28 protein-coding genes are annotated in these 26951 nt (G+C 65.5%); 16 read left to right on the forward strand and 12 right to left on the reverse strand.

The features are described 5' to 3' along the window. Window positions 1-13: 13 nt before the first annotated feature. Entirely contained in the window at window positions 14-541 is a 528-nt protein-coding gene (locus tag IFR23_RS15330) for a GNAT family N-acetyltransferase (protein ID WP_342344975.1), read from the forward strand. A 159-nt stretch (window positions 542-700) separates the two neighbouring features. Here the strand turns inward: IFR23_RS15330 and IFR23_RS15335 are convergent, their stop codons facing one another. Further along, on the reverse strand, window positions 701-1972 hold the full coding sequence (locus IFR23_RS15335; RefSeq protein ID WP_192976640.1) for a serine hydrolase: 1272 nt from the start codon (window positions 1970-1972) through the stop codon (window positions 701-703). Beyond that, window positions 1972-2826: an ABC transporter permease gene (locus tag IFR23_RS15340; protein WP_192976641.1), complete on the reverse strand. Its 855-nt coding sequence runs from the start codon at window positions 2824-2826 to the stop codon at window positions 1972-1974. The genes IFR23_RS15335 and IFR23_RS15340 overlap by 1 nt, the downstream gene beginning before the upstream one ends. 81 nt (window positions 2827-2907) lie before the next feature. Here IFR23_RS15340 and IFR23_RS15345 point away from each other — a divergent pair, with 81 nt between their 5' ends. After that, window positions 2908-3672 carry a GcrA family cell cycle regulator gene (locus tag IFR23_RS15345; protein ID WP_192976642.1) on the forward strand — a complete coding sequence of 255 codons (765 nt, stop codon included), beginning with the start codon at window positions 2908-2910 and terminating at the stop codon, window positions 3670-3672. Window positions 3673-4184: 512 nt separating this feature from the next. Here IFR23_RS15345 and IFR23_RS15350 read toward each other — a convergent pair. Further along, window positions 4185-5039: an outer membrane protein gene (locus IFR23_RS15350; RefSeq protein ID WP_192976643.1), complete on the reverse strand. Its 855-nt coding sequence runs from the start codon at window positions 5037-5039 to the stop codon at window positions 4185-4187. Window positions 5040-5198: 159 nt separating this feature from the next. On the opposite strand from IFR23_RS15350, the gene parE reads away from it, so the two are divergent. Further along, window positions 5199-7205 carry a DNA topoisomerase IV subunit B gene (gene parE, locus IFR23_RS15355; protein ID WP_192976644.1) on the forward strand — a complete coding sequence of 669 codons (2007 nt, stop codon included), beginning with the start codon at window positions 5199-5201 and terminating at the stop codon, window positions 7203-7205. 187 nt (window positions 7206-7392) lie between these two features. Here parE and IFR23_RS15360 read toward each other — a convergent pair whose 3' ends face one another. Continuing rightward, on the reverse strand, window positions 7393-8088 hold the full coding sequence (locus tag IFR23_RS15360) for a hypothetical protein (RefSeq protein WP_192976645.1): 696 nt from the start codon (window positions 8086-8088) through the stop codon (window positions 7393-7395). A gap of 346 nt (window positions 8089-8434) precedes the next feature. On the opposite strand from IFR23_RS15360, the gene IFR23_RS15365 reads away from it, so the two are divergent. The 5 genes from IFR23_RS15365 (at window position 8435) to queE (ending at window position 13167) form a co-directional block, all read left to right on the forward strand. Further along, window positions 8435-9625 (forward strand): acetylornithine transaminase, encoded by a 1191-nt coding sequence (locus IFR23_RS15365; RefSeq protein WP_192976646.1) that lies wholly within the window; start codon window positions 8435-8437, stop codon window positions 9623-9625. A gap of 139 nt (window positions 9626-9764) precedes the next feature. Continuing rightward, the gene (argF, locus tag IFR23_RS15370; protein ID WP_192976647.1) at window positions 9765-10682 is read left to right on the forward strand and encodes an ornithine carbamoyltransferase; all 918 of its coding nucleotides are present in this window, start codon (window positions 9765-9767) and stop codon (window positions 10680-10682) included. A gap of 32 nt (window positions 10683-10714) precedes the next feature. After that, window positions 10715-11632: an Hsp33 family molecular chaperone HslO gene (gene hslO / locus IFR23_RS15375; RefSeq protein WP_192976648.1), complete on the forward strand. Its 918-nt coding sequence runs from the start codon at window positions 10715-10717 to the stop codon at window positions 11630-11632. A 198-nt stretch (window positions 11633-11830) separates the two neighbouring features. Next, window positions 11831-12532, forward strand: coding sequence for a 7-cyano-7-deazaguanine synthase QueC (gene queC / locus IFR23_RS15380; RefSeq protein WP_192145607.1), 702 nt, complete (start codon window positions 11831-11833; stop codon window positions 12530-12532). A 2-nt stretch (window positions 12533-12534) separates the two neighbouring features. After that, complete coding sequence (queE, locus tag IFR23_RS15385) at window positions 12535-13167, forward strand: 7-carboxy-7-deazaguanine synthase (RefSeq protein WP_192976649.1); 633 nt, start codon at window positions 12535-12537, stop codon at window positions 13165-13167. Between the two features lie 249 nt (window positions 13168-13416). On the opposite strand, the gene IFR23_RS15390 is transcribed toward queE, so the two are convergent. From IFR23_RS15390 to lipB, 3 genes are all read right to left on the reverse strand, one after another. Continuing rightward, window positions 13417-14121: a hypothetical protein gene (locus tag IFR23_RS15390; protein ID WP_192145604.1), complete on the reverse strand. Its 705-nt coding sequence runs from the start codon at window positions 14119-14121 to the stop codon at window positions 13417-13419. A gap of 270 nt (window positions 14122-14391) precedes the next feature. Further along, on the reverse strand, window positions 14392-14658 hold the full coding sequence (locus IFR23_RS15395; protein ID WP_055881015.1) for a hypothetical protein: 267 nt from the start codon (window positions 14656-14658) through the stop codon (window positions 14392-14394). A gap of 103 nt (window positions 14659-14761) precedes the next feature. After that, window positions 14762-15415: a lipoyl(octanoyl) transferase LipB gene (gene lipB, locus IFR23_RS15400; protein WP_342344976.1), complete on the reverse strand. Its 654-nt coding sequence runs from the start codon at window positions 15413-15415 to the stop codon at window positions 14762-14764. A 118-nt stretch (window positions 15416-15533) separates the two neighbouring features. Here lipB and IFR23_RS15405 point away from each other — a divergent pair, with 118 nt between their 5' ends. Both IFR23_RS15405 and IFR23_RS15410 read left to right on the forward strand, forming a co-directional pair. Continuing rightward, entirely contained in the window at window positions 15534-16355 is an 822-nt protein-coding gene (locus tag IFR23_RS15405; protein ID WP_192976651.1) for a glycerophosphoryl diester phosphodiesterase membrane domain-containing protein, read from the forward strand. An 8-nt stretch (window positions 16356-16363) separates the two neighbouring features. Continuing rightward, window positions 16364-17104, forward strand: coding sequence for a hypothetical protein (locus IFR23_RS15410; RefSeq protein WP_192976652.1), 741 nt, complete (start codon window positions 16364-16366; stop codon window positions 17102-17104). A 181-nt stretch (window positions 17105-17285) separates the two neighbouring features. On the opposite strand, the gene IFR23_RS15415 is transcribed toward IFR23_RS15410, so the two are convergent. The 3 genes from IFR23_RS15415 to IFR23_RS15425 all read right to left on the reverse strand — a co-directional run bounded on the left by IFR23_RS15415 (window position 17286) and on the right by IFR23_RS15425 (window position 19354). Then, window positions 17286-17885, reverse strand: coding sequence for a GNAT family N-acetyltransferase (locus IFR23_RS15415; protein WP_192976653.1), 600 nt, complete (start codon window positions 17883-17885; stop codon window positions 17286-17288). Between the two features lie 4 nt (window positions 17886-17889). Then, entirely contained in the window at window positions 17890-18732 is an 843-nt protein-coding gene (gene hemF, locus IFR23_RS15420; RefSeq protein ID WP_192976654.1) for an oxygen-dependent coproporphyrinogen oxidase, read from the reverse strand. Window positions 18733-18904: 172 nt separating this feature from the next. After that, the gene (locus IFR23_RS15425; RefSeq protein WP_192976655.1) at window positions 18905-19354 is read right to left on the reverse strand and encodes a tRNA (cytidine(34)-2'-O)-methyltransferase; all 450 of its coding nucleotides are present in this window, start codon (window positions 19352-19354) and stop codon (window positions 18905-18907) included. A 192-nt stretch (window positions 19355-19546) separates the two neighbouring features. Here IFR23_RS15425 and petA point away from each other — a divergent pair, with 192 nt between their 5' ends. The 5 genes from petA to IFR23_RS15450 all read left to right on the forward strand — a co-directional run bounded on the left by petA (window position 19547) and on the right by IFR23_RS15450 (window position 24030). Further along, the gene (gene petA, locus IFR23_RS15430; RefSeq protein WP_056489394.1) at window positions 19547-20113 is read left to right on the forward strand and encodes a ubiquinol-cytochrome c reductase iron-sulfur subunit; all 567 of its coding nucleotides are present in this window, start codon (window positions 19547-19549) and stop codon (window positions 20111-20113) included. Between the two features lie 10 nt (window positions 20114-20123). Continuing rightward, window positions 20124-21434, forward strand: coding sequence for a cytochrome b (locus IFR23_RS15435; RefSeq protein WP_056055498.1), 1311 nt, complete (start codon window positions 20124-20126; stop codon window positions 21432-21434). Between the two features lie 21 nt (window positions 21435-21455). After that, the gene (locus IFR23_RS15440) at window positions 21456-22298 is read left to right on the forward strand and encodes a cytochrome c1 (protein ID WP_056055500.1); all 843 of its coding nucleotides are present in this window, start codon (window positions 21456-21458) and stop codon (window positions 22296-22298) included. A 139-nt stretch (window positions 22299-22437) separates the two neighbouring features. Further along, window positions 22438-22986 carry an adenine phosphoribosyltransferase gene (locus tag IFR23_RS15445; RefSeq protein WP_192976656.1) on the forward strand — a complete coding sequence of 183 codons (549 nt, stop codon included), beginning with the start codon at window positions 22438-22440 and terminating at the stop codon, window positions 22984-22986. Between the two features lie 327 nt (window positions 22987-23313). Next, entirely contained in the window at window positions 23314-24030 is a 717-nt protein-coding gene (locus tag IFR23_RS15450; protein WP_192976657.1) for a hypothetical protein, read from the forward strand. Window positions 24031-24296: 266 nt separating this feature from the next. Here IFR23_RS15450 and IFR23_RS15455 read toward each other — a convergent pair whose 3' ends face one another. Then, window positions 24297-24758: a MaoC/PaaZ C-terminal domain-containing protein gene (locus tag IFR23_RS15455; protein ID WP_192976658.1), complete on the reverse strand. Its 462-nt coding sequence runs from the start codon at window positions 24756-24758 to the stop codon at window positions 24297-24299. A gap of 11 nt (window positions 24759-24769) precedes the next feature. Beyond that, window positions 24770-26080: an alkaline phosphatase family protein gene (locus IFR23_RS15460; RefSeq protein WP_446740916.1), complete on the reverse strand. Its 1311-nt coding sequence runs from the start codon at window positions 26078-26080 to the stop codon at window positions 24770-24772. Window positions 26081-26305: 225 nt separating this feature from the next. Between IFR23_RS15460 and IFR23_RS15465 the strand changes: the two genes are divergently transcribed. Next, window positions 26306-26545: a hypothetical protein gene (locus tag IFR23_RS15465; RefSeq protein ID WP_192976660.1), complete on the forward strand. Its 240-nt coding sequence runs from the start codon at window positions 26306-26308 to the stop codon at window positions 26543-26545. Window positions 26546-26951: the final 406 nt, after the last annotated feature.

Here is a 26951-nt window from a genome sequence, read left to right on the forward strand (position 1 = left end):
CGGCGTATCGCCGGTGCTGAAGACGCGTCGGCTGCGGTTGCGGCCGCTCGTCGAGGGCGATGCGCCTGCATTGCACCCGATGCTCGCCGATGCGGAGCTGATGGCTTATTCCGCCGACGGCCCCTTGGGCTCGGTCGACGACGTCCGCACCTACCTCGCCGAGGAGGCAGCGCCGGGCAACCAGCGCACCTGGGCGATCACCCGCACCGGTGACGACCGCGCGATCGGCTGGGTCTCGGGGAGCGAGGCGGACGGCGCAGGGGTGACGGAGATCGGTTTCATCCTCGCGCGGGAGGCCTGGGGGCGAGGGATCGCGCGCGAGGCTGTGTCGGCAGTGATCGATCGGTTGTTCGCGGAAGGCCGGAGTAGGGTGTTCGCCGACGCGGATACCGAGAATACTGCGTCGATCACGTTGCTGGAACGTCTCGGTTTCCGTCGCGAGCGTCTGTTGCGCGACGAGTGGGAAACGCATCTGGGGTTGCGCGACAGCCTGATCTACGGGCTCTGCGCCGATAGCTGGCAGGCGACTGCGCGGGCCTGAGCCCACTTAATAAGCTGTTCTCCTGCGAACGCAGGAGCCCAGGATCACAAACGCCATCTTCAGTTACCCTGGACCCCCGCCTTGGCGGGGGAACGGCATGGGTTGCGTTCGCGCTGTATTTGATCAGCCTATGGGGGCATTCAGCGAAAAGCAGCGACCCTACCGCGCCGCCAACAACGCCAGCGCCCGCCCCATCAACCCCGCAAACCGCATCTCGTTCACACCGTCGTCCGCCCGGTGCCAGTTCCCGGTCGCCGCGTACCAGCGCCCGTCCTTCGCCTGCACCAGATAGTTCAGCGCAATCACCCCAGGCTCGCCGCCGCCCTTGAACCCGACATACCCAAACCGCTTGGCGACCGCCGGATCGACTCCCGCATTGACCGCCAGCACCTCCCGAGTCGTAGCATCCGCTCCCCGCAACCGGTCCAGCAGCCCCGCCATCGCCATCGGGCTGGAAAACCATTCGACGCTGTCGATCGCCACCGGCTTCCCCGCAAACACGGTCGGATCGAGCTTGGCGGTGGAGATCTTCACCGCATTGTCGACCAGCAGCGCCCGCCGCTCGTCCACCGACCCGGCCGCCCAAGCCTTGGTCAGCGCCGGATCCCCCTTGAACGCGAACATCTCGCGCGTCGTCATCACCGGCACGCTGCCACCCGCCGCCGCCGCCATCGCATCGACCTTCGCGCGTCCGAGCGTCGTCAGCAGCGTATCCGTCGCGGTATTGTCGCTGATCGAGATCATCATCGTCGCCAGCGTCTGCACCGTCACCGGCGACCCCGCGGGCCAGGTCTGCAACACGCCCGACGGCAAGGACGGCGCCCCGACCTTCACGACGTCCTCCCAATGCCGCTCGCCGCTCGCCACCTGCCGCGCCAGTTCCGCCAGCACCCAGAGCTTGAACGCCGACCCGAGCGGCGCCGCCACGTCCGCGCGGTATTCTAGGATCGGCTCGGGCCTGCCGCTGCCCAGCGCATACAGTCCGAACCCGCTAGCCCCCGGCAGTGCACGAAACTCTGCTTCGACCTTCGCCAAAGTATCGTCCCGCGCCCCCGTACCCGTGATCAGCAACCCGGTCGCAACATGCGGCACCTCGGGGTCGATCACCAGCCGAACGCTCGCCGTACCCCGCGCATAGCCGACCACGAGATCCGCACTCCATGCCGACGTCGCCGTCAGCGACTCGATCTTTTGCGGCGCGCCGAGCGTGGTCTTCAGCTTTTCGGCAATCACCGAGAACTGCGCCTTGGGCACCTTTTCGCGGAAGCTCGCCGCGAAATACGCGTCATACGCGCCACGCCCGTCCAGGATCGCGACCAACGCATCCGCTTTCGCCCGCAACGCAGGGTCGGCCACCGCGCCCTGCGCCACCGCACCGACCGGCAGCAAAGCCACCGCCAACGCCACCAGCCAGAGCGCGAGCGTGCGCATCAGTTCTTCAGCTTCCAGCCGCTCTTCAGCAACCGGTAGCACAGCGTCGCCAGCACCAGGTCGATCATCAGGATCACGATCCCTCCGATCATCACCGGCGAGTCGGCGATGCCCAGGAACCCGTAGCGGAACCCCGAGATGATGTAGAAGAACGGGTTCGCATGGCTGAACGCGCGGAACGCCGGCGCGAGCTTGTCGACCGAGTAGAACGTCCCCGACAACAGCGACAACGGCGCGATCACGAAGTTGGTGACCGCGGCGGCATGATCGAACTTGTCCGCCCAGATCGACGTCAGCACGCCGAGCAGCGCGAGGAACGTCGCGCCCAGCAACCCGAACCAGATGATCGCGAGCGGTGCATGCGGCGTCACGTGCACACCCGGATACAGCGCCATCGCCGCCCAAACGACGATCCCGACGATCACCGCACGCGTGATCGCGCCGCCGACCAGCGCGGCGAGCAACTCACCCGTCGACAAGGGCGGCTGGAGATAATCGACGATCGTCCCCTGCATCTTGCCGGCCAGCAGCGAGAAGCTGGCATTGGCGAACGCCGGCCCCATCATGCCCTGCGCGATGATCAGCCCCGGCGCGATGAAATCGGCGAAATCGACGATCTGGCCGTCGACCGGCACCGGGCTTTTCGCGCCCGTCGCGATGGTGAACACGATCAGAAACAGCAACGTCGTGATCGCCGGCGCCCACACCGTCTGGAGCTGCACCTTGAAGAACCGGCGCACCTCCTTGATATAGAGGGTTCGCAGGCCCTCCCAGTTCACGCTCTTTATGACGGGAACACCGGGGGCGGAATGCACCGCCGACTGGATTTCACCGATTGGGGGCTGGCTGCTCATGGGAGTTGCGGGTAATCCCTGCCGCTGCCGCCCGCAACCCGGCTTGAAGATTGGCCGACTGACGTAGACTAAGGAACGAACATGTCCTGGACCGACGAGCGCATCGCGACGCTCAAGACGATGTGGGAGGCCGGCCAGACCGCCAGCCAGATCGCCGAAGCACTGGGTGGCGTCAGCCGCAACGCCGTCATCGGCAAGGCGCACCGCCTCGAGCTACAGGCGCGCCCGTCGCCGGTGAAGCCGAACGATCCCGAGGCCAAGGCGGCGGCTGCGGCCGAGGCAACGGCGTCGGCTGCAGCGATGGCTCCCGAGCCGGTCGCGGCACCGGAACCCGTCGAGGTCGAGGCCCCGAAGCCCGCCCCGGTCGCACCGCCCGTCGTGGCAGAGGCCAAGCCTGCGACACCGGTCGAACCAGAGCCGGTCGCCGAAGAGCCTGAGGACGACGAGGACGAGGACGAGGATGAGGACGAGGCTGCTCCGGCCGTCGCCGCGCCCGTCCGCGCGCCGCAGCCGATCCTGCGCTCGGTCGGCCCAGGCGGATTCCTCCGTCAGGCGCCCGGCGAACAGCAGCCGCCCAGCACGCCAGCCCCGCCGCGTCGTCTGGTCCCTGCCAAGCCGTCGGCCGAGATGGCGAACAAGACGAGCCTGCTCGAACTCAACGACCGCATCTGCAAATGGCCACTCGGCCATCCCGGCGAGCCCGACTTCCACTTCTGCGGCAAGGCGGTGAACCCGGGGTTCCCGTATTGCGTCGATCATTGTGGCCATGCCTACCAGGCGCAGCTGCCCCGTCGCGATCGCCGTCCGACTCCGCCGCTGCCCTTCGGCGGTCCGCGGCCGAGATAAGGCGAAGGGCGACCTGCGCCAACCTGGCGCAGGACTCGCCCAAGCCCGGCCGGCGCGGCTAGCCGCGGCCGACGACTTGGGCTTTGCCCATGGCTAGCTTGGTATAGAAAAGGCCGTTTCCTCAGGTGAGGAAGCGGCCTTTCCTCCAACTGCTACCACCCCGGCGAAGGCCGGGGCCCAGTTGGAAAGGTCTCGGTAACTGAGCGCCGCGCGTGTTTAGCAACGTTTCCCAACTGGGCCCCGGCCTTCGCCGGGGTGGTGCTCTATAGCTGAACGTCTTCCGCCCCCTCTTGTTCTCCCGCGAAGGCGGGAGCCCAGACTGGGTCCCCGCCTTCGCGGGGGAACAAACTTTGCATGCAATCAAAAAAGGCGGCTTCCCCGTGTGGGGAAGCGGCCTTTTTCATATCACGCTAGCCATGGGCAAAGCCCATGTCGTCGGCCGCGGCGAGCCGCGCCGGCCGGGCTTGGGCGAGTCCGCTGCCAGCGTGGCAGCGGCCGCCCTTCGCCTCGCCTTAGAACCGAAACGCCACCGTGCCGCGCAGGCTGTGCCAGCGGAAGTTGTCGTCCGAGCGCTTGAACGCAGTGCCAGCCGTGTTCGGCGCGAGCACGAACGGGTTGTTCGCAGGCTGCGTGCCACGCGTTACGAGAACGCGCGCGTCGTCGTCCTGATACTGGTGGAACATGTATTCCATACCGACCGAGATGTTCTTGCCGAGCTTCTGCTCGATGCCACCGCCGCCGGTGATGCCGAACTGGTTCTTCTTGCCGCTCTGCGCATAGGCGTTGGCGGTGTTGCTCGAATAGAAATCACGATTGATGCGCGCATAGCCCGGACCGAACGTACCGTAGAACAGCGTCGTGTTGACCGCATAGCCGACACGACCACGGATCGAGGCTTCCCAGTCGAGGTCGCGCGTCATCGTGTAGAAGGCGGGCGTGGTCGAGAAGGCGGTGACGCTGTCGCGGATGTTCGACTTGCCGAACTCGCCGACGACGCCGACGACGATGTTGCCACGCTGCTGGTCGATGCCGACGCGAGCGTAATAGGCGGTGTTGTCCTTGTCGTTGCGGCAGCCACGGCCACCGACGGCAGGAGCGGTGCTGCTCCGCGCGGCGCCGTTGCAGAAGCCCGGCGAGAACGCGTTGGCGCCGGCAGCGGTCGTGACGGCGTCACCGAAGCGGCCATCGAGATTGCGGTCGAACAGGATCGACGAACCCTCGTCGTTCGGCTGCACGTCATACCCACCGGCCGCACCGAAATAGATGCCGCTGAACGGCGCGTCGGCCGTAACTTCCTGCGCAGTGGCAGGTGCCGCGAACCCCAGCGTAGCGGCGCCAGCGAGCGCCACCATCATCGTCTTGCTCATATTCACTCCCGGAAACTTCATGACAGGTTTTTCATAAACGGCGGATCGCGCGAAATTTATCCCATCGATGCAACAATCTACATCAATGTGGCTTTCCGGTAACACGGAGAACAAACAGAGCCTGTGGCTTTGTCGCAAGCCAGCGGCTACGTTCGCTCCATGGCTGAAGATCTGTTCGCGTCTCCGGGCGCGTCTGGCGGGAAGACCGCTGCAAACACCTATGACGCGTCCTCGATCGAGGTGCTCGAAGGCCTCGAACCCGTACGCCGCCGCCCCGGCATGTACGTCGGCGGCACCGACGAACGCGCACTGCATCACCTCGCCGCCGAAGTGCTCGACAACGCGATGGACGAGGCGGTCGCCGGTCACGCGACGCGGATCGAGGTCACGCTGGAAGCGAACAACCGTTTGACGATCGTCGACAACGGCCGCGGCATCCCGGTCGATCCGCACCCGAAGTTCCCCGACAAGTCCGCGCTGGAGGTCATCCTCTCGACACTCCACTCGGGCGGCAAGTTTGCCGGCAAGGCCTATGCGACATCGGGCGGCCTGCACGGCGTCGGCATCAGCGTCGTCAACGCGCTATCGTCCGACACCGTCGTTGAGGTCGCGCGCGATCGACAACTGTACCGGCAGCGCTTCGCCAAGGGCCTGACGCTCGGCCCGATCGAGCATCTTGGGGCCACGCCCAACCGTCGCGGCACCAGCGTCGCGTTCACGCCCGACACCGAGATCTTCGGCAACGAGCTGAACTTCAAGCCGCAACGCCTCTACAAACTCGTCCGCTCGAAGGCGTATTTGTTCGCAGGCGTCGAGATCCGCTGGCACTGCGCGCCCGACCTGATCGCCGACGACACGCCGGCCCAGGCGGTGTTCCAGTTCCCCGGCGGCCTCGCCGACCACCTCCGCGACCAGATCGCCGGTCGCGAATGCGCAACCTCCGACTTCTTTTCCGGCTCGCAGGATTTCCCGAGCGCGAACGGTGAAACCCAAGGCCGCGTCGAATGGGCGGTCGCGTGGCCGCTGTGGAGCGATGGCTCGTACAGCTGGTATTGCAACACCATCCCGACCCCCGACGGCGGCACGCACGAACAGGGCCTCCGCCAGGCACTGGTCCGCGGGCTTCGCGCGTTCGGCGATCTCGTCGGCAACAAGAAAACCAAGGATATCAGCGCGGACGACGTCATGGTCGGCAGCGAGCTGATGCTGTCGGTCTTCATCCGCGAACCGCAATTCCAGAGCCAGACCAAGGATCGCCTCACCAGCCCCGAAGCCGCCGGCCTCGTAGAGAAGGCGGTGCGCGATCATTTTGACCATTTCCTCAGCCACAACATGGAGCGCGGCAAGGCGCTGCTGAACTATGTGCTGGAGCGGATGGACGAGCGCCTGCGCCGCAAGCAGGAACGCGACGTCAAGCGCAAGACCGCCACTTCCGCGCGGAAGCTGCGCCTGCCGGGCAAGTTGACCGATTGCTCGGCGAACTCGCCAGAGGGCACGGAACTCTTCATCGTCGAGGGCGATTCGGCTGGTGGCTCGGCCAAGCAGGCGCGTGACCGGAAAACGCAGGCGATCCTCCCGATCCGCGGCAAGATCCTCAACGTGGCGTCGGCCACCAGCGCGAAGATCTTCGCCAACCAGGAAATCGCCGACCTGACGCTCGCGCTGGGCTGCGGCACGCGGAAAGACTGTACGCCCGATACGCTCCGCTACGAACGCATCGTCATCATGACCGATGCCGACGTCGACGGCGCGCACATCGCGACGCTGCTGATGACGTTCTTCTTCCAGGAGATGCCCGAACTCGTCCGCCGCGGGCACCTCTACCTCGCGCAACCGCCGCTCTATCGCCTGACCGTCGGCACCAAGAGCGTCTATGCGCGGGACGACGCGCATCGTGCCGAACTCGAACGCACGGTGTTCAAGGGCAAGAAGGTCGACGTCGGCCGCTTCAAGGGCCTCGGCGAGATGAACCCGAGCCAGCTCCGCGAAACCACGATGGACCCCGCCACCCGCGGCATGCTCCGCATCACGCTGCCGCAGGAATATGAAGAGCGCGCCCAGGTAAAGGACCTGGTCGACCGCCTGATGGGCAACAACCCCGCGCACCGCTTCGCGTTCATCCAGGAGAATGCAGGCAGAATGGACGAAGAGGCGATCGACGCGTGAAGTAAGGGTGCGGTGGGTTTGGAACAGGCGGCGATGTCACGCCCGTCGGAATGAGCGCGGTCCGAGTTCGCCAAGCTTGCCGCCGCCAATATGTTCACCCGCCAAGGCGGGTGCCCAGCCTGGGCTCACGCTTTCGCGGGAGTATGATCCAGCTGGGCACCATCATGGGTCCTAAAACGGTTCCCCGTTACTGCTTGTACGCGATCAGCGTCGAGGTCCGGCCATATTTGATGTCGTTCGCGTTCATCGTCATCATCTTTCCGTCAGGCGAGATCGTCATGATATATTTGCCGATGACCTTGCCCTCGAAATAGTCGGTTTCATGCAGCGTGTTGAGGCTGGGTTGCTTCAACGACACCGTCGTCCATCCGGGATCGCCGACGACCGCCACCGCGGGGCCGCCGGTCGTTGCCACGTACGACGTGCCGGTTGGAGTCGAGTAGGTCACGACCTTGCCAACCTGCGCCAAGGTGAAGACGAGGCCGCTGTCGGACACTTGGCCTTCGCTCGTCTGGCGCCATGATCCCGATGACGCGTGCGAACCCGACGGCCCGGTAGTGACGCGCGTGCTGACGCCGGTTCCAGTGACGGGAATGCCGTTGGCCGCGCTGAGGTCGTTGAACGCCGACGTCAGGGTCTTGCCGTCGGCCGAAACCGTGGCGGTCGTATCGCCGACCGGCTTGCCGCCCTTGCGGGTCGCGCGCCTGACGGTCATCGGATCGACGATCGTCACCGCCATTTCGTCGTAATATGCGTGGCCGGCGACCGGATGGAATTCGCCGTCGGCGGCAACCTTGACCACCGGTATGCAGGTCGAGCAGGTGTAAGTGCCGTCGTTCAGTACGGAGGCGAAAGGCTTGGTGGAGGGCGCGCTGGCTTTCACATCGCCTTTCCAAGTACCGCTAAAGGCATCCTTGGCATATGCTGGTGATGTCGTGGCAAACAGAAGTGCAATAAATGCTATTGATCTAGACATGGTTATTTCCCCTGTGTTGTGGCGGGGTGATTCGAATCGAACCAAAGCGCACAGGATACTGGCACCACGTCAAGAAGATCATGCGCCTGTTTATGCTGGTCCCGCAAGAGGTGCTGTGACATCATGACGGTTTTGCAGATCGCGCGGCCGGCGGACGGCGCGACGCGGTGTTGCCCCCAGGCTCGCGCACTCGTATCAGGCGGTTCGGGCGGCCGATAAGGGTCGCCCTCGCTGTTTGAAGGAGCTTGCCGTCGTGACCATCACCCCGCTCATGCCCGTCTACCCGCGGTGTGGCGTGCGTCCGGTCCGAGGCGAGGGCGCGTACCTCTTCGGCGAGGACGGCCAGCAGTATCTCGATTTCGCCAGCGGCATCGCCGTCAACGCACTCGGCCATGCGCATCCGCACCTGACCAAGGCGATCGCCGAGCAGGCGGCGACGCTGATGCACGTGTCGAACCTGTACGGGTCGCCGCAGGGCGAGCATCTTGCGCAGCGCCTCGTCGACAACACATTCGCCGACACCGTGTTCTTCACCAATTCGGGTGCGGAGGCGGTCGAGTGCGCGATCAAGACCGCGCGGCGCTATCACTTCGCCAACGGCAATCCGCAGCGGCACACGCTGATCACGTTCGACACCGCGTTCCACGGGCGTACGCTCGGCGCGATCTCGGCGACCAATCAGGCGAAGATGCGCGACGGGTTCGAGCCGTTGCTGCCGGGGTTCGCCTATGCGAAGTTCAACGATCTCGAAGGCGCACTCGCGCTGATCGACGACAACACGGCGGGCTTCCTGGTCGAGCCGATCCAGGGCGAGGGTGGTATCCGCCAGGCGAGCCACGAGTTCCTGACCGGCCTGCGCAAAGCATGCGACGAACACGGCCTGCTGCTGGTGCTCGACGAGGTTCAGTGCGGCTATGGGCGTACGGGCAAGTTTTTTGCGCACGAGCTGTACGGCATCACCCCCGACATCATGTCGGTAGCAAAGGGCATCGGCGGCGGCTTCCCGCTCGGCGCGTGTCTTGCGACCGAGGAAGCGGCGAAGGGCATGGTCGCGGGCACGCACGGCTCGACCTATGGCGGCAATCCGCTGGCGATGGCGGCGGGCGAGGCGATTCTCGACGTGATTCTCGACGAGGGCTTCCTCGAGAACGTCACGGCGATGGGCGACCGGTTGCGGCAGGGGCTTGAGCAGATGATCCCCAACCACGATCATTTGTTCGACAGCGTTCGCGGCACCGGGCTGATGCTTGGGCTGAAGCTGAAGAGCGACAGCCGTGCATTCGTCGCGTTCGCGCGCGACAACCATAATCTGCTGCTGGTGTCGGCGGGCGAGAACGTCGTCCGCATCCTGCCGCCGCTGGTGATCGACGAGAGCCACATCGCCGAGTGCATCGACAAGCTGTCGACCGCCGCGCGCGTCTACGTGCCTGCCGCCGACGATTGAAACTGATCCTCCCCGGTACGGGGAGGGGGACCATGCGAAGCATGGTGGAGGGGGCTTTCCCCGCAGCGCAGCATCCGTGGAGGCCCCCCTCCACCACTTGCTCTGCAAGCGGTCCCCCTCCCCGTGCCGGGGAGGAATTATGCGTCATTTCCTGAATCTCACCGACGCCGGAGCCGACGGCATCGCCGCGATGCTGGCCGACGCACTCGACCGGAAGGCGGCGCGCGCCGGCTTCCCCAAGGGCCGCGCCGACGCCGATGCGCCGCTCGCCGGCCACACGCTCGCGATGGTGTTCGAGAAGAGCTCCACCCGCACGCGGTTCTCGTTCGACATGGCGATCCGCCAGCTCGGCGGTACGTCGATCGTGTCCGACGGCGGTTCGATGCAGCTCGGTCGCGGCGAGTCGATCGCCGACACCGCGCGCATCCTGTCGGGCTATGTCGACGCGATCATGATCCGCACCGACGATCACGCCAAGATCGAGGAGATGGCGCACTACGCCTCGGTCCCGGTCATCAACGGCCTGACCGACGCGTCGCATCCGTGCCAGATCATGGCCGACCTGCTGACGATCATCGAGAGTGGCAAGACGCTGCCCGGCCTCAAGGTCGCGTGGCTCGGCGACGGCAACAACGTGCTCGCCTCGATCGTCGAGGCCGCCGGGCTGATGCAGTTCGACGTCGTCGCGGCGTGCCCGCAGGGGTTCCAACCAGAGGAAGAGGCCATCACGCGGTCGTCGGGTCGGGCGCGCGTCGTGGCCGACCCGCGCGAGGCGGTCGAAGGCGCTGACATCGTCGTCACCGACACCTGGATATCGATGGGCCAGGCACACGCCGAGGCGAAGCTGAAGGCGCTCACCCCGTACCAGGTCGACGCGACGCTCATGGCGCTTGCCAAGCCCGACGCGAAGTTCCTCCACTGCCTGCCTGCGCATCGCGGCGAGGAGGTCACGCCCGACGTGATCGACGGCCCGCAGTCGCTGATCTGGCAGGAGGCCGAGAACCGACTCCACGCGCAGAAGTCGGTCCTGCGCTGGTGCTTCGGGCAGATCGGTTGACCTGAACGGGCAGGGTCACCATCTGGCGGACGATGAACGATACGCCAAAATTCGATCCCAACGTGACCGATCTCGACCGTGCGCTGGCTTTCGCGATCCCGACGCGCAGTGCACGCGGCCGGATCGTGCGGCTCGGCACCGCGCTTGATGAAGTGCTTGCCGCGCACGCCTATCCGCCCGCGATCGAGAAACTGCTCGCCGAAGCGCTGACGCTCGCCGCGCTGATCGGTTCGACGCTCAAGGATTCGAGCGGCCAACTGACGATGCAGACGCGCACCGACAACGGCGTCGTCCAGTTGCTCGTCTGCGACTATCGGGGCGGCGAGGTGCGCGGCTATATCGAGTACGACGCGGACAAGCTCGCCGAGGCGCCCGCCGAGCCCTCGCTGTTCGCGCTGTTCGGCGCCGGCTATCTCGCGATCACGTTCGACATGGCGACCAGCAACGAGCGCTATCAAGGCATCGTGCCGCTCGATGGTGATACGCTGTCGCAGGCCGCGCAAAGTTATTTCACGCAGTCCGAGCAGATCCCGACGATGATCCGCACCGGCATGGCGAAGGGCCCCGACGGTCGCTGCATCTCCGGCGGGCTGTTCCTCCAGCATCTTCCCGAAGGCGAGGACGGGCGCGAACGCCTGCATACCAAGCTCGATCATCCGGAATGGGAGCATGTCGCCACGCTCGGCAACACGATGGGCGTCGATGAACTCACCGATGCGACGGTGCCGCTGGAAACGCTCGTCTGGCGCCTGTTCAACGAGGAGGAGGACGTCCGCATCCTCGCCGATATCCCGATCATGCGCGGGTGCCGCTGCGATCCCGAGTATATCAAGGACGTGATCTCGAAATTCCCGTTGGAGGAACGCCAGTCTATGGCGGACGAGAGCGGCTTCATCATCGTCGACTGCGCGTTCTGCGCGACAAAATTTCCGGTGCCAGTCGACGGCTAAGTGCCTAAACTAAAAGGAAAAACAGGCGCGCACCGCCGAATTAACGTGATCCTTACCTCTCGTCGGCATAGGTGACTCTGTGCTCTTATTCAGCACGTTTTTTTCTCCCTTGTGGCGCGCTTGCGCGCCAACCTTCAGGGCCGCTCCACCGGGCGGCCCTTTCTTTTTGGCTGCTGCTGGCCTAGCGGACTCCGCATCATGACATCCTCCCCTTATGCGGTCGCCCTCGTCTCCGGCGGCCTCGACTCGATGGTATCCGCGGCGATGGCGCGCGACGCCGGACAGCGCGTGCTCGCGCTGTCGTTCGACTATAATCAGCGCCACCGCGTCGAGCTCGCCGCCGCACGCCGCATCGCCGACGCGCTCGGCGTCGAGCGCCATATCGTCCTGCCGATGGATCTGTCTGCGTTCGGCGGCTCCGCGCTGACCGCCGATATCGACGTGCCGAAGGACGGCGCGGGCACCGAAGACGGCGGCGGCATTCCCGTCACCTACGTGCCGGCGCGCAACACGATCTTCCTCAGCCTCGCGCTCGGCTGGGCCGAAGCGGCGGGCGCGCGCGACATCTATATCGGCGTCAACGCGCTCGATTATTCGGGCTATCCCGATTGCCGCCCCGAGTTCATCGCCGCGTTCGAAGGTCTCGCCGAACTCGCGACCAAGGCCGGTGTCGAAGGCGATCCGTTCCGCATCCAGGCACCGCTCCAGCATATGACGAAGGCGGATATCGTCCGCGAAGGCACGCGTCTCGGGCTCGATCTCGGGCTGAGCTGGTCATGCTATGATCCGGCACCGGGCTCCCTGCATTGCGGCGAATGCGACAGCTGCCGCCTGCGTGCGAAGGGCTTCGACGAGGCCGGGATCGCCGATCCGACGCGCTATGCCGTGAAGCCGATCTGACGATGAGTTATGCGGTCAAGGAGATGTTCCTGACGCTGCAGGGCGAGGGCGTGAACGCGGGCCGCCGTGCGGTGTTCGTGCGCTTTGCCGGGTGCAACCTGTGGTCGGGCCGCGAACAGGATCGCGCCACTGCAGTGTGCAAATTCTGCGATACAGAGTTCGTCGGCACCGATGGGCTCGGCGGCGGCAAGTTCGCCGATGCGCAGGCGTTGGCGGATGCGGTCGCGGGGTTCTGGGGCGAGGGGACGACCGACCGGTTCGTCGTGCTCACCGGTGGCGAGCCGATGCTCCAGATCGACGACGCGATCGTCGAGGCGCTGCATGCGGCCGACTTCCGGATCGCGATGGAGAGCAACGGGACGATTGCCGCACACCCCGGTATCGACTGGGTCTGCATCAGTCCCAAGGCCGGCAGCATCGTCGTCCAGCGCACCGGCGACGAGCTGAAGCTGGTCTGGCCGCAGCCGGGCACCGATATCGCCGACGTCGAGACCTGGGACTTCGCGAACCTGCTGCTCCAGCCGCTCGACGATCCGAATGCGGATGCGAACCGCGAGGCGTGCGTGGATATGGTGATGGCGCGGCCGCAATGGCGGCTCTCGCTCCAGACCCACAAGCTGCTGGGCTTGCGCTGAGGCGTTCGGGAGGGGAGACGTTTCCGTCCCGTCTATACGCGCTCCACTCCGCCCCATGATCAACGCCTCCCGTCATCCCAGCGAAAGCTGGGATATCCCCGTTTGACTCGGATCGTCTGACCCGAGGGTTACCCCAGCTTTCGCTGGGGTAACGGGACGGAGCAGAGCGGCGGAATAAAGATACGGGATAAGGGCAGGGGCCGGAAGGAATCGACGCCGACCTGGTCCCGACTTACAGCCCCCAATGCCTTACCGTCCGGCGATCCCGACGCCTGCTGGCGGCCAGTTCTGCGCCCCGCACTTCTTGTCGACCCACTCGCCCTTCTTGTTCCAGCAGATCACGTCGAGGCGCGGCATCGCGGCCGTGTCGCGACCGATGCGGCGCGGAAAGCGCTGCTCGCCCCAGGGGATCAGGCTGTTGCGCAGCTCACGCGAGCGCGCCAGCGCGACCTCGGAGAAATGCCCGCGCGGCGTGAAGATCGCGTCGCGACCGATCGAGGCAGCGGTCTGGCAGAAGCCGTACTGCGCAGCGACCGTGGCAAAGCTCGAATAGGTGCGCGTGCCGAACTGATCGAGCGCGGTCTGGCCGGCCTTGGGGCCCGCCGCCTTGTTCACGCGAACGAAGTATTTGGTCAGCGTGTCGAACGAATTCTTCAACTCGTCACCGTGATCGGCGAGGATCGAATTGTAGGTCGGCACGGTCAGCAGGGTCGGCTCGAACTGGCACTGCAGCGCCGCAACGTTCAGTGCCGCACGCATGTGCCATACGAGCGCGGCGCGCGTCTCGGCCGGGGTCGCACCGGGCAAGGGCTGCCCCAGATCCGCTTCGTCTCCGGTCACTGCAGCGGCCGAAAAATCGCGCGACTGTAAAAAGAACTGCGCCGACGCCGACTGCGCGACAGCGAGCCCGCTCGACGCGACGCAAAGCGCGAGCGCGGTACGCAACACTTTCATTCCAACCTCCCCAGGGGCATTCCAAGGGACCGAATCTAAAGCGTTTCGCGGAAACTCCCAAGCGATTTTAACCTTTTCCGACCGCCGAGAGCACATCGGCAGCACCGGGCCCGAAAACTCGATTCGTCGCGTCCGGAACGATCGTTGGGGGCGCCGGGATCGGGGGCGGCATGCCACAACGGAAAAGGGCCGCCCGGTTGCCCGGGCGGCCCTTCACACCGCGTAGGTCCTGTCGGAAACTACCCGCCGAAGCGGGTAATCTCCACGGGATTACATTGCGTTGTTGGTCATCATGGTGTCGTTCGACATCATCGTGTCGTTCGCCATCATGGTGTCGTTGGCCATCATGCCACCGTTCGACGCGCCGTCGACTGCGGTCATGTTGTCGGTCATGGTGTCCATGCCTTCAGTGGCGTTCATGTCGGTGACCATCGTGTTGTCGGTGGTCGTCTCGGTCTTCGGACCGCAAGCCGAAACGGCAAGTGCTGCGCTGGCGATCAGCGAACCGGTCAGGACCTTGGAAATGAGTGCACGCATGTGGAAGCTCCCTAGATAGAGGATTTGGCTGGCTGCTCGCCCTTAATACCCAAATCGTAGTGGACATTAATCCGATAACGCCTTGCCCTCAAGCCTCGTTTTCTCAAGGACAAGAAACTGTTTCAAGAAAAGCGTCGTTTGTTAACGCGAGGGCTGCATCGAAAGTTGCAAGATCGGCTTTAATGCCCAGCGATTGCAGGCTGGTAACGCCGAACTCGGGCAGGCCGCAGGGGACGATACCGCCAAAGTGCGACAGATCGGGGTCGACGTTCACCGAGAAGCCGTGGAGCGTGACCCAACGTTTTACCCGAACGCCGATCGCGCCGATCTTGGCCTCCCGTCCCCGATCGAGCGTCCAGATGCCGACCCGGCCATCGACCGCGAACGCCTCGACGCCGAGTTCGCCGAGCGCCGCGATCACCCAGGATTCGAGCGCGTGGACATAGCGGCGGACGTCGCGCCCGCGCTTGGTCAGGTCTAGCACGACATAGCCGATCCGCTGGCCCGGCCCATGATAGGTGTATTTCCCGCCGCGCCCGGTCGGGATCACCGGAAAGCGCGCGTCGATCAGGTCGCCCGGTTCGGCGCTGGTGCCTGCGGTGTAGACCGGCGGATGTTCGAGCATCCACAGCAGCTCGCGCGCATCGCCGGTGCCGACTGCGGCCGCGCGCGTCTCCATTTCCGCCAGCGCGTCGGCATAGGGCGTCAGGCCGGCGCTGGTCCGCCATTCGATATCGGAGGGGAGGGGGGTGGTCACCGATCCCAATTGCGCACCCGCGCGCCAAGTTGCAACTCCGGCGCGTGTCGCAACCATGTGGTCAAGTGCAGGGGCTTGGGCTAACCCGCGAGCCGAGATCAGCGGGGGAGCAAGACGCATGGTGAAGATGGGGACGGTCTGGGATCGCACGGTCGAAGTGCTCAACGGGCGCACCGGCATGATGGCGCCGATCGCGCTGCTCGGCATGGTCGTGCCCAGCGTGATCCGCGACGGCTATGTCGCGTTCTCGACGCCGGGGACGATCAGCTTTGCGCTGGTCGGCAGCGTGCTGGCGATCGGGACGCTGGTCGCGATGCTCTGGTCGCAGCTCGCGATCGTCGCGATCGCGACTGACCCCGCCACCGACGCCGCATCCGCACGCCGCCAGGCTGGCGCGCGCGTGTTGCCGGCGTTCGGCATCACGGTGCTGATCACGCTCGTTGCGGTGCTCCTCGTCATACCGCCGGTCATCGTGCTGATGCAGTCGGGCTTCAATTTCGCCGCGGCCGCGAGTGGATCGAGCGTGCAGATGACGCCGCCCAGCGCCAGCGCGGCCGGGTTCACCGCGCTTTACGGTCTGGCCTATCTGCTGGTCGCGATCTGGATCGGCGCGCGGCTTGTGCTGCTGAACCCGGTCATCCTCAACGAGCGCCGCGGGGTCGGTGCGATTCGCCGCTCCTTCCAGCTGACCAAGGGGCTGACGTGGCGGATCATCGGCGTGCTGATCCTGTTCGCGATCGTCATGCTCGTGTCCACCTGGGCCGCGCAGTCGGTGACCGGGATCATCTTCCGCCTCGCGCTCGGCGCGAAGGGCATTGCGACCGCGACGTTCCTGTCGGGCGTCGTCGCCACGATCGTCACCACCGTCTTCACCGCGCTCGCCGCGGTCTTCACCGCGCAGCTCTACGTCGCGGTCAGAGAGAAACTTCCCCAGGAATGAAATCCTCGATGAAGCTCGATTTCGCGACCGTCCTCACCGATGCCTGGACGCTGTTCAAGCGCGACCGCGACCTGTTGCTGCGGATCGCCGCGCCGTTCCTGTTCCTGCCCGCGTTCGCGCTCGCGCTGGTCGTACCCGATCCGCCGATGCCCGATGCCGCGGCAGGCAATAACGAGGCACAGGCGCTGGTCTGGGCCGACGCGGTGCAGACCTGGGCGGCGGCGCATGGCGGCTGGTATCTGCTCGCCTATGTAATGAGCTTCTTCGGCACGTCGCTGTTCTACGCGCTGTATCTCGATCGCGAGCATCTCGACCTGCGGCAGGCGTTGACGCGCTGCCTGCGAATCTTCCCGCGTTTCCTGCTGGCGATGGTGATCGTGTCGCTGCCGGCCGGCGCGGGGCTGCTGCTGTACGCGATCCCCGGCCTCTACATCCTCGGCCGGACGATGCTGACCGGCCCCGCACTGTTCGCCGAAGCCCCGCTCGGTGCATTGGGAGCGATCCGCCGCAGCTTTACGCTCAGCCGAGGCTCGGGGCTCCCGCTGATGGGGTTGGCCGCGTTCAGCTACATCAGCGGCTGGCTCGTCGGTGCGCCGTTCATGATGCTCGACAAGGCGTTGCGCGACGGCGGGCAGGCCAACCCGGTCGCGTTGGCGATCGTCGACGCCGGCGCTGCGGTGGCGGCGATGGCGGCGGGTATAGCGATGGCGCTGATAGCAATCTCCGCCTACCGCCGCCTGGCGCGGTAAGGGGCGAGCCCGCCTGATCGAAAGCACCTCCCCGGCGGAGGCCGGGGCCCAATTGGAAAGGTCGCAGTAATCGGCCGCCGCGCTCAGTTAGCAACGTCCCCCAATTGGACCCCGGCCTCCGCCGGGGAGGTGAACATGGTCGAACGGGATCGGCAACAAGTCGGCTCAGTTGCCGAGTGGGTTAGGCCCCACGCCCCTTTCCGAGGTACGGAATCTGTGGCGCGGTCTCCGGCGGCAGCAACCCGGAAGCCCGCGGGTCGGGAAACGTCTCGATCGTCCGCTTCACCGCCACGAACCCCTGCGCGCGATAGAATCCCAGCGCGCTGGGATGGTCGAGCGTGCAGGTGTGCAGCCAGACCCGCTCCACCCCCTTGGCCCAGGCCCGAGCGCAAGCCTCGGCCATCAGCCACCGCCCATGACCTTGCCCCGCCAATTCCGAAATCAGCCCGAAATACGAGATCTCGCAAGCGCCCGCCTCACGGAAGTCGAGTTCGAGCATCCCGACCTCGATTCCCGCCGGATCGAGCACCGCATACACCGCGATCCCCGGATCATGCACGATCGCCGCCAGCACGTCGTCCGCCATCACCAGCCGCGAGAACCACAGCCACGGGCTCCCCACCCGCCGGAACAGCGCACGGTATTTCTCCAGCGCCGGCCGCTCCCACTTCACCAGCCGCAACCGCGATCCCGGGCTCGGCCGCAGCGGTGGCCGCTTGCGGATCTCCAGCGTCGTGACGATCGTCGCGAGGACGTCGTCGGCAACCGGGATCAGCGCCACTGGATCACGACCACGTAGCGCGCGGCGGCAGGCTCATCAGGATCGCGTCGATGTTGCCACCGGTCTTGAGCCCGAACAGCGTCCCCCGGTCATAGACGAGGTTGAATTCGGCATACCGCCCACGCCATTCGAGCATCTGCGCCTCGTCGGCGGCATCGAACGGCGTATCCATCCGCCGCCGCACGATCCGCGGATACGCATCGAGAAACGCCTCGCCGACATCGCGCGTGAAGGCGAAATTGGTTTCGAAATCGCTATCGAGATGATCGAAGAAAATGCCGCCCTCACCGCGGCTCACCTTCCGGTGCGGAATGTAGAAATACGTCTCCGCCCACTCCTTGAAGCGCGGGTAATGCGACGGATCATGCGCGTCGCACGCCGCCTTCATCGTCGCGTGGAAGTCGGCGGTATCCTCCTCGATCGGCAAGGGCGGGTTGAGATCGCCGCCGCCGCCGAACCAGCGCTTGGTGGTGTTGAGGAAGCGGCAGTTCATGTGCACCGCCGGCACATGCGGGTTGGTCATATGTGCGACCAGGCTGATCCCGGTCGCGAAGAACCGCGGATCTTCGCCCGCACCGTGGATCGACTTGGCGAAGTCGCCCTCGAACGTGCCGCCGACGGTCGAGACGTTGACGCCGACCTTCTCGAAGACCTTGCCCTTCATCACGCCGCGCACGCCGCCACCACCCGGTTCGCCCGAAGGATCGATCCGGTCCCACGGCGTGTACTCGAACGACGCGTCGGAGCCCGCCTCGCGTTCGATGGCCTCGAACTCCGCGCAGATACGATCGCGCAGGGATTCGAACCAGGTTCGGGCGGCGGCTTGCTGGGGGTCGAGATCGGTCATGGCGGCGTCTCTACCAAATCCTCCCCGGCACGGGGAGGGGGACCGTTCGGCTACTTGGCCGAAGGGTGGAGGGGGGCTTCCACGAGCGTACCGGTTGTGATGACGAAGCGGTACGTCCGCGGTGAACCCCCTCCACCAGCTTCGCTGGTCCCCCTCCCCGTGCCGGGGAGGATCAGTTTGGCCAGCCGCCCGTCTGCCGCAACGCCTCCGCGGCCACGATCCCCGTCGCCACGGAAATATTCATCGACCGCAACCCCGGCCGCATCGGGATCAGCACCCGCACATCGGCTCGCGCATGCACGTCCTCCGGCACCCCGGCCCCCTCGCTCCCCATCAGCAACACGTCGTCGCTACGAAACTCGGCCACATCCAGCCGCACCGCGCCCTTCGTCGTCAGCAACACGATCCGCCCCTCCACCTGCGCCAGAAACGCATCCCAATCGACGTGCCGCACCACGTCGACCGCCCCCACATAATCCATCCCCGAGCGCGCCACGGCCTTCTCGCTCCACGTGAATCCCATTGGTTCGATCAGGTCGACGCCGATCCCCATGCACGCGGCGGTCCGCAGGATCGCGCCGACATTTCCGGCGATGTCGGGCTGATAGAGGGCAATTCTCATGCCCGATCCCCTAGCAAGGCGGTAACCCAAAGCAAATTGCAGTTGGCAAACCCGCGCCCCGCCGTCTATCAAAGCACAGCCTCCGTGGGGACGGTCGGACGGATTGGGGATATGGTTTCGCGAAACCGAAAGCCCAGCCCGTCACGAAAAAAATAACGTGCAAGGGCGAGATGAATGGCGACAGTCGACGACATGGTTCCCCCCGGCGAATCGCCAGAGCCGTTTCACGAAGAGGCCCATGATCCTCGCCGCCGTGATTTCATCAACATTGCCGCCGTCTCGTTCGCCGGTGTCGGCGCGGTCGCGATCGTCCTGCCGCTGATCAACCAGATGAACCCGAGCGCCGACGTGCTCGCACAGTCGACCACCGAGATCGACCTGTCGAAGATCCTCCCCGGCCAGGCGATCAAGACCTCGTTCCGCAAGCAGCCGCTCTTCGTGCGCAACCTGACGCCGAAGGAAATCTCGGAAGCCGACGCGGTCGATATCTCGACGCTGCGCGATCCGCAGACGCTGGAGCAGCGCACCAAGGCGGGCAAGAAGAACTGGCTGATCACGCTGGGCGTCTGCACGCATCTCGGCTGCGTCCCGCTCGGCGCGGGCGAGGGCGAGAACAAAGGGCCGTTCGGCGGCTATTTCTGTCCGTGCCACGGCTCGGCCTACGACACCGCCGCGCGCATCCGCAAAGGCCCCGCTCCGTCGAACCTCCACGTTCCGGACTATGCCTTCAACTCCGACACCGTCGTCACGGTAGGCTGAGGAAAACGACATGAGCTTTCCCTGGGCCAAGCAATACGAACCGAAGCTGCCGCTGACGCGGTGGCTGGATGAGCGGCTTCCCGTTCCCCGGCTCGTCTATAATTCACTCGGCGGCGGCTATCCCGTCCCCCGCAACCTCAATTACTTCTGGAACTTCGGCGTCCTCGCCGGCGCCGCGCTGGCGATCCAGATCGTCACCGGCATCGTCCTGGCGATGCACTATGCCGCCAACGGCCTGGTCGCGTTCGACTCGGTCGAAAGCATCATGCGCGACGTCAATGCGGGCTGGTTCCTGCGCTACGCCCACGCGAACGGCGCCTCGATGTTCTTCATCGTCGTCTACACGCACATCTTCCGCGGGCTCTATTACGGCTCGTACAAGGCACCACGAGAGATGGTGTGGCTTCTCGGCGTGGTCATCTTCCTGCTGATGATGGCGACCGCGTTCATGGGCTACGTGCTTCCCTGGGGCCAGATGAGCTTCTGGGGCGCGCAGGTCATCACCGGGTTCTTCTCGGCGATCCCGCTGGTCGGCGATACCATCCGCATCTGGCTGCTCGGCGGATTCGCGCCCGATAACGCCGCGCTCAACCGCTTCTTCTCGCTGCATTACCTGCTGCCGTTCGTGATCGCGGGCGTCATCATCCTGCACATCTGGGCGCTGCACATCCCCGGCTCGAACAACCCGACCGGCGTCGACGTGAAGGGCGAGCAGGACACCGTCCCGTTCCACCCCTATTACACCGCCAAGGACGGCTTCGGGCTCGGGATCTTCATGCTGATCTTCGCCGGCCTGCTGTTCTTCTTCCCGAACTATCTCGGCCACCCGGACAATTACATCCCGGCGAACCCGCTGTCGACGCCCGCGCACATCGTGCCGGAATGGTATTTCTGGCCGTTTTACGCGATCCTGCGCGCCTTCACCGCGGACTTCATCCTGCCGGCCAAGCTCTGGGGCGTGCTGGCGATGTTCGGCTCGATCCTGCTGCTGTTCTTCCTGCCCTGGCTGGACAGCTCGCCGGTCCGTTCGATGAACTATCGGCCCAAGGCGCGGATCGCGTTCTGGGTGCTGGTCGCCGACATTCTGATCCTCGGCTATTGCGGCGGTGCACCGGCGACGGCGACGTACGTGATCCTGAGCCAGATCTGCGCGGCCTATTACTTCGCGCATTTCCTGATCATCCTGCCGCTGATCTCGCGCTCCGAGCGACCGCGGCCGCTGCCCAACTCGATCACCGAGGCCGTCCTGGCCAATCACGGTGGCACGAGCCCGGCCCAGACCGCGCTGTCGACGGCCTCTGCGCCGCACACCGCGCACTGATACGAACTAGAGGACACACACATGGTTCGTCTCATCGCATCCCTGGTCGGCGCGGCCTTCGTGCTGGTGCTCGGCATCGCGCTGTTCGGCAGCGTCTACGGGGCCATCACCGACCCCGTCGCACCGACCGCCGAGAGCGAGTATCATCTCCACCCGAAGGAGTTGGACCTCGCCTCGAACGGCGTGTTCGGCAAGTTCGACCGTCGCCAGCTCCAGCGCGGGTTCCAGGTCTACAAGGAAGTCTGCGCCGCCTGCCACTCGCTGCGCCTGGTGGCGTTCCGCGACCTACAGAAGATCGGCTATTCGGAGCCTGAGGTTAAGGCGATCGCCAACCAGTGGGTGATCGAGCAGCCGTCGATCAACCCGGAGACGGGTGAGGCGGCGACGCGGAAGAACATCCCGTCGGATCACTTCCCGCTGCCGTTCGCCAACGACGTCGCCGCCCGCGCCGCGAACAACAACGCGTTGCCGCCCGATCTCTCGCTGATGACCAAGGCGCGTCACGATGGCGGGGCGTACATCCACTCGCTGCTGACCGGCTACCAGCCGCAGTCGGCCAAGATGTTGAAGGAATTCCCGGACATCAAGACGCCCGAGGGTCTTCACTACAACCCGTATTTCGCGAACCTCAACATCGCGATGCCGCCGCCGCTGACCTCGGATGGCCAGGTCGGCTATGCGGACGGGACGAAGGCCACCAAGGAGCAGATGTCGACCGACGTCGCCGCGTTCCTGACCTGGACCGCCGAGCCCAATCTCGAGGCACGCCATGCGGCCGGGTTCGCGTCGATCATCTTCATCCTGATCTTCTGCGGCCTCGCCTGGGGCGCGTACCAGAACGTCTGGCGCGACGTTAAGCATTGATGACGGCCCGGCTCCCGCGGTAAGGGCGCACGGATAGAGGGAGCGGCGGACGGGCAAACAGCCTGATCCGCCGCTTTCATTTTGGCCGTAGCGCCGCGCCGCAATACGGCCGCTGCTCTGCGCGAAGAAGGGAACGTCCATGGCCGATACCAACGAGCGCAACGCCGACCTGAAGGCGCTGATCCGTACCATTCCGGACTTCCCCAAGCCCGGCATCCAGTTCCGCGACATCACCACCTTGCTGCTCGACCCGCACGGCTGGGCGACCGCGATCGAGCGGATGGTCGCGGCAGTCTCCGGCCCCGTCGACCTGGTCGCCGGCATCGAAGCCCGCGGCTTCCTCTTCGCCGCCGCGCTCGCCGCACCGCTCAGGGCCGGCGTCCTGCTGATCCGCAAGGACGGCAAGCTCCCCGGCGCCACCATCGCCGAAGACTATGCTCTGGAATACGGCACCGACCGCATCGCGATTCACGCCGACGCCTTCGCCCCCGGCGCACGCGTCCTGCTGGTCGACGACCTGATCGCCACCGGCGGCACCGCCCGCGCCGCCGTCCGCCTGCTCCACAAGGCCGGCGCGGTGGTCACGCAAGCCCAGTTCCTGGTCGACCTCCCCGACCTCGGCGGCGCGGAAGCACTGCGCTCGGATGGCATCGACGCGACCGCGCTGATTCACTTCCCCGGACACTGACCGCGCGCCGACGGCACGTCACCAAATTCACCACCTCCCCGGCGGAGGCCGGGGCCCAATTGGGGAACGCTGCTAACGGATGACTGTCCGCCATTACCTCTTTCGTCCCTATTGGACCCCGGCCTTCGCCGGGGAGGTGATGTAGTCGCGGTTTGCTTCATGGGTTAATCACAGCCGGCCGCGACGCATGGTCGGGTCAAGCAGGTCGCGCTCGCGCCAGCCCCCAAACCTTGTCAGACCCCATTCATGGAACTTGCGACATAAGGACTCCGTTGTGCGATGAATGGCGGCGCGTTGTGTCCGCTCTCCACGTACGGGAGAACCTCCATGTTTATGAAGCGCTTCGGCATTATCGGCCTAGCCTTGGGTCTCGGACTAGGCGTCGCAGGCTGCACCGACGGGTACGGCTATGGCGGCGCGGGCGTCGGCTATGCCAGTGACCCCTATTACGGCGGTGGCTACGGCGACGGCTATTACGGCGCGGGCTATGATGGCTTCGCAGGCTATGGCGGCCTCAACTCCTACTACGGCTGGAGCGGCGATTATTATTATCCCGGCTCGGGCGTCTACGTCTACGACCGCTACCGCCGCCCACACCGCTGGAACGGCAACCAGCAGCGCTACTGGCAGGGCCGCCAGCAATATCGCGGCAACCACAACGACGGTGGCCGCGGCAACTGGGGCGGGTTTGGCAACCGAGGCAATGGCGGCCGAGACGGCGGCTGGCGTGGCAACCGTCCGGGCTATCAAAATAATCCTGGCACGCCCGGTCAGGGACAGTTCGGCAACGGCCGTCCCGGCCGCGGCGACGATCGCGGCCGTGGTCCCGGTCGCGGCCAGTTCGGTCAACCCGGCCAGCCTCCGCAGCCCGGCCAGGTCGCCAACCCGCAGCAGCCCCAGGTCCAAGGCGGCTTCCGCGGCAACCGTGGCGACGGCGCATTCCGAGGCAATCGCGGCGGCGGCCAGCGTTTCGGCGGTGGACAGCGCTTCGGTGGCGGACGTCAGGGCGGTGGCAACCGCGGCGGCGGTCGTCCGGCGCAGTAACTAGAGCAGGTTTGGTTCACGCGAAGGCGCGAAGGCGCGAAGAGAAGCATTAGTTTTTCACGCGGAGACGCGGAGACTAGTTCAGGAACGGCGCGGTCCACTCATCGCGACAGTGAAGCTCACGATGAAGCTCTGCCATCCTAAATCTCTCCGCGCCTCCGCGTCTCCGCGTGAACAAATCTTCTCTTAGCACCTTCGCGCCTTCGCGTGAAAAACACCAACGTCAGACGAAGAGCCGGATTACGTGAGGGGCGATCGACCGCCAATCAAGCGGTCGGCGTGCCAGCAGGGCGGGTAGCTACTAACCCATTAGACACGAACATCATCACCATCACGTCGTCCTGATTGAACACCCGCATCCGGCTCTTGAAGATCCCCATCTCCGGCCGGCTCGCCGACACGCGCTTCTCCAGGATTTCGGTCTCGCAGCGCAGCGTGTCCCCCGGATACACCGGCTTCACCCACTTCAGTTCGTCGATCCCCGGCGACCCGAGCCCGGCCTGCTGGTTCTCCTTCAGGTTCGCGACCACCATAGACATCACCATCGCGCACGTATGCCACCCGCTCGCCGACAACCGCCCGAAATGCGTCTGCGCGGCCGCCTCGTCGGACAGATGAAACGGCTGCGGATCGTATTTCGCGGCGAAGTCCATCACCTCCTCGCGCGTGACCGCGTAGGAACCGAACGACGCGGTCCGACCGATCTCGATATCCTCGAAATACTGCACAACCTCTCCTCTTATCGTTGCAGCACCTTCTGGAAGGGTGCGTCGGTGCCGTCCAGCCCCGCTTCGGCCGGCAACCCGATCAGATCACGCAGCAATGGCTCGATTGCCACGTTGTCGAAGCTCGCAATCATCTTGCCTGCTACGAACGCCGGCCCGTTGGCGATGAACAGCGCGCGCATCTCGGGCGCCATGTTGTCATAGCCGTGCATCCCGCCGACCGAAGCCTTGGTCGGCGCGCTCGGATCGACCCGCCAGCCGACATCGGCGAGGCACAGATAGCTCGGCACCCGCGGATTGCGCCCATAATGGAACCGCGCCGGGATCTCCCCCTTGCGCCAGCATTGCAGATGATCGTGCGGCTTCAGCAACCGCGCCTCCAGCGCCGCCTCATGCCCCGGTACTGCGAACAGGGTCGCGTACGGCCCCATCTCGACGGTGCGATAGTCCGCCTTGTCCGCGATCGTATCGAGCGCCACGACCCGCGTGCTGCTAGTCGCCGCCATTCCGTGATCCGCGACGATCACCAGGTTGGCCCGCTGCCCCAGCGCGGCAAGCCCATCGACCAGCGCGCCGATGCTCGCATCGACATCCGCCACCGCCTGGGTCACGCCAGCGCTGTCCGGCCCACCCGCATGACCCGCGCTGTCGACCGTATCGAAATACAACGTCACCAGCTTAGGCCGGATCGCGGCCGGCCGCCGCATCCAGTCGAGCACCGCGTTGACCCGCTGCGTCACCGACACCTGCTGGTTGAACTGCTGCCAGTCCTCCGGCCGCGTACCGCCCTCTATCGCCCCGTGGCTGTCGGGCTTCACCTTGCCGCCGACCGCGACGTTCGCGCCCGGCCAGAACATCGTCGCCGTCCGGATGCCCGCCTTCTCCGCATCGACCCAGATCGGCGAACTCTCGTTCCACCAGAACGGATCGTCGGTCGCCATCGTGAACGTCTCGCCCTGCCGCGCCGGATCCTCCATCCTGTTCCCGACGATCCCGCTGCGATCGGGCCGAAGCCCTGTCACCAGCGTCCAGTGATTAGGAAAGGTGATGCTTGGAAACGACGGCCGCATGCTCGCGAACACCCCGCCCGCACGCAATCGGTTGAGATTGGGCGTCACCCCCCGGTCGAGATAATCCGGCCGGAAGCCATCGATCGACACGAGGATCGTAACCGGCGCCCGAGCCTCGCCCGGCATCGCAGCCGCCGCCGTCGTGGTCGGAGCGGGCGCGGTAATCGGCGCAAGGGCAGGGGGCGTATACGGATACGCACACCCGGCGAGCGTCAGCCCGAGGGCAGAACCGAGGAGGGCCAGCGCGTTCTTCATCATAACCGTTCGTCCCGAGCAGGTGGCGACTTCGCGCGATCCCTACTCGGCACGACAGGGGAGGGAAACCCGTTCGCGGCTCTTCTCCCGCGTCCACCTCATCGGCATCCGCCACGGCCCCGCCCGATCCGCCACACCCTCACAGGCGCGCCTGGAGCTCATCGCAACCGCAGCCGCACCAATCGCCGACTTGCCCGAAAGCCGCGAAAGGTTCAGCCTCGGCCGATGAAGACCCCAACGCACCCCGCACGAAACGAAACCCGCCAAGCCCCCGCCGCCAAAGTCTCGATCCGGATCGGCAAGCGCACCACCTTCGACGCCTCGGTCACCACCGTCGGCCTGCTGTCGGTCGGCGCGCTAGTGTCGAGCATCCTCCTGTCCAGCGCAGTCATCGTCGCCGCAGCGGGGCGAAAGGCCGCAAGACGGCCGCTGGCATTGCCCGATCATACCAGGACCGTCGGCTAACGCCCAACCGGCTTACCCGCCCTGGGGCTTCTTGCTCAGCTTATGGGCAATTCGAGCCCACTCGTCGCGCGTCCGGCATTCCCGTGCACCATTGCTGGTTCGCGTAAGACAGATTTTAGGCTCGCTGCTCGAGCTCAAAGGGTAGGCGCCATACCCTGCGGACTGAAAGATAGATGTTCCCGTGAGCGGCCGAGTCTGTGCCGTGGCAGCGCCGATCGGTGACAGGATCAAAACAGCGGCTATGGGACACATGACGTTGCGGCGCATCGTTCTCTCCGTCGTGATGTCCGCTTACACTAAGTCTCGTCTGCAAAGCCGACAATCCACTTTTCCCGGTGGGTTCAACGGGTGGTCGCAACACTTCATTCTTTGAGGAGGAGGAGTGTGGGGATGAAGCAGCGTCAGC

This window comes from Sphingomonas sp. CFBP 13603, from assembly GCF_014892665.1.
Classification (GTDB): Bacteria; Pseudomonadota; Alphaproteobacteria; order Sphingomonadales; family Sphingomonadaceae; genus Sphingomonas.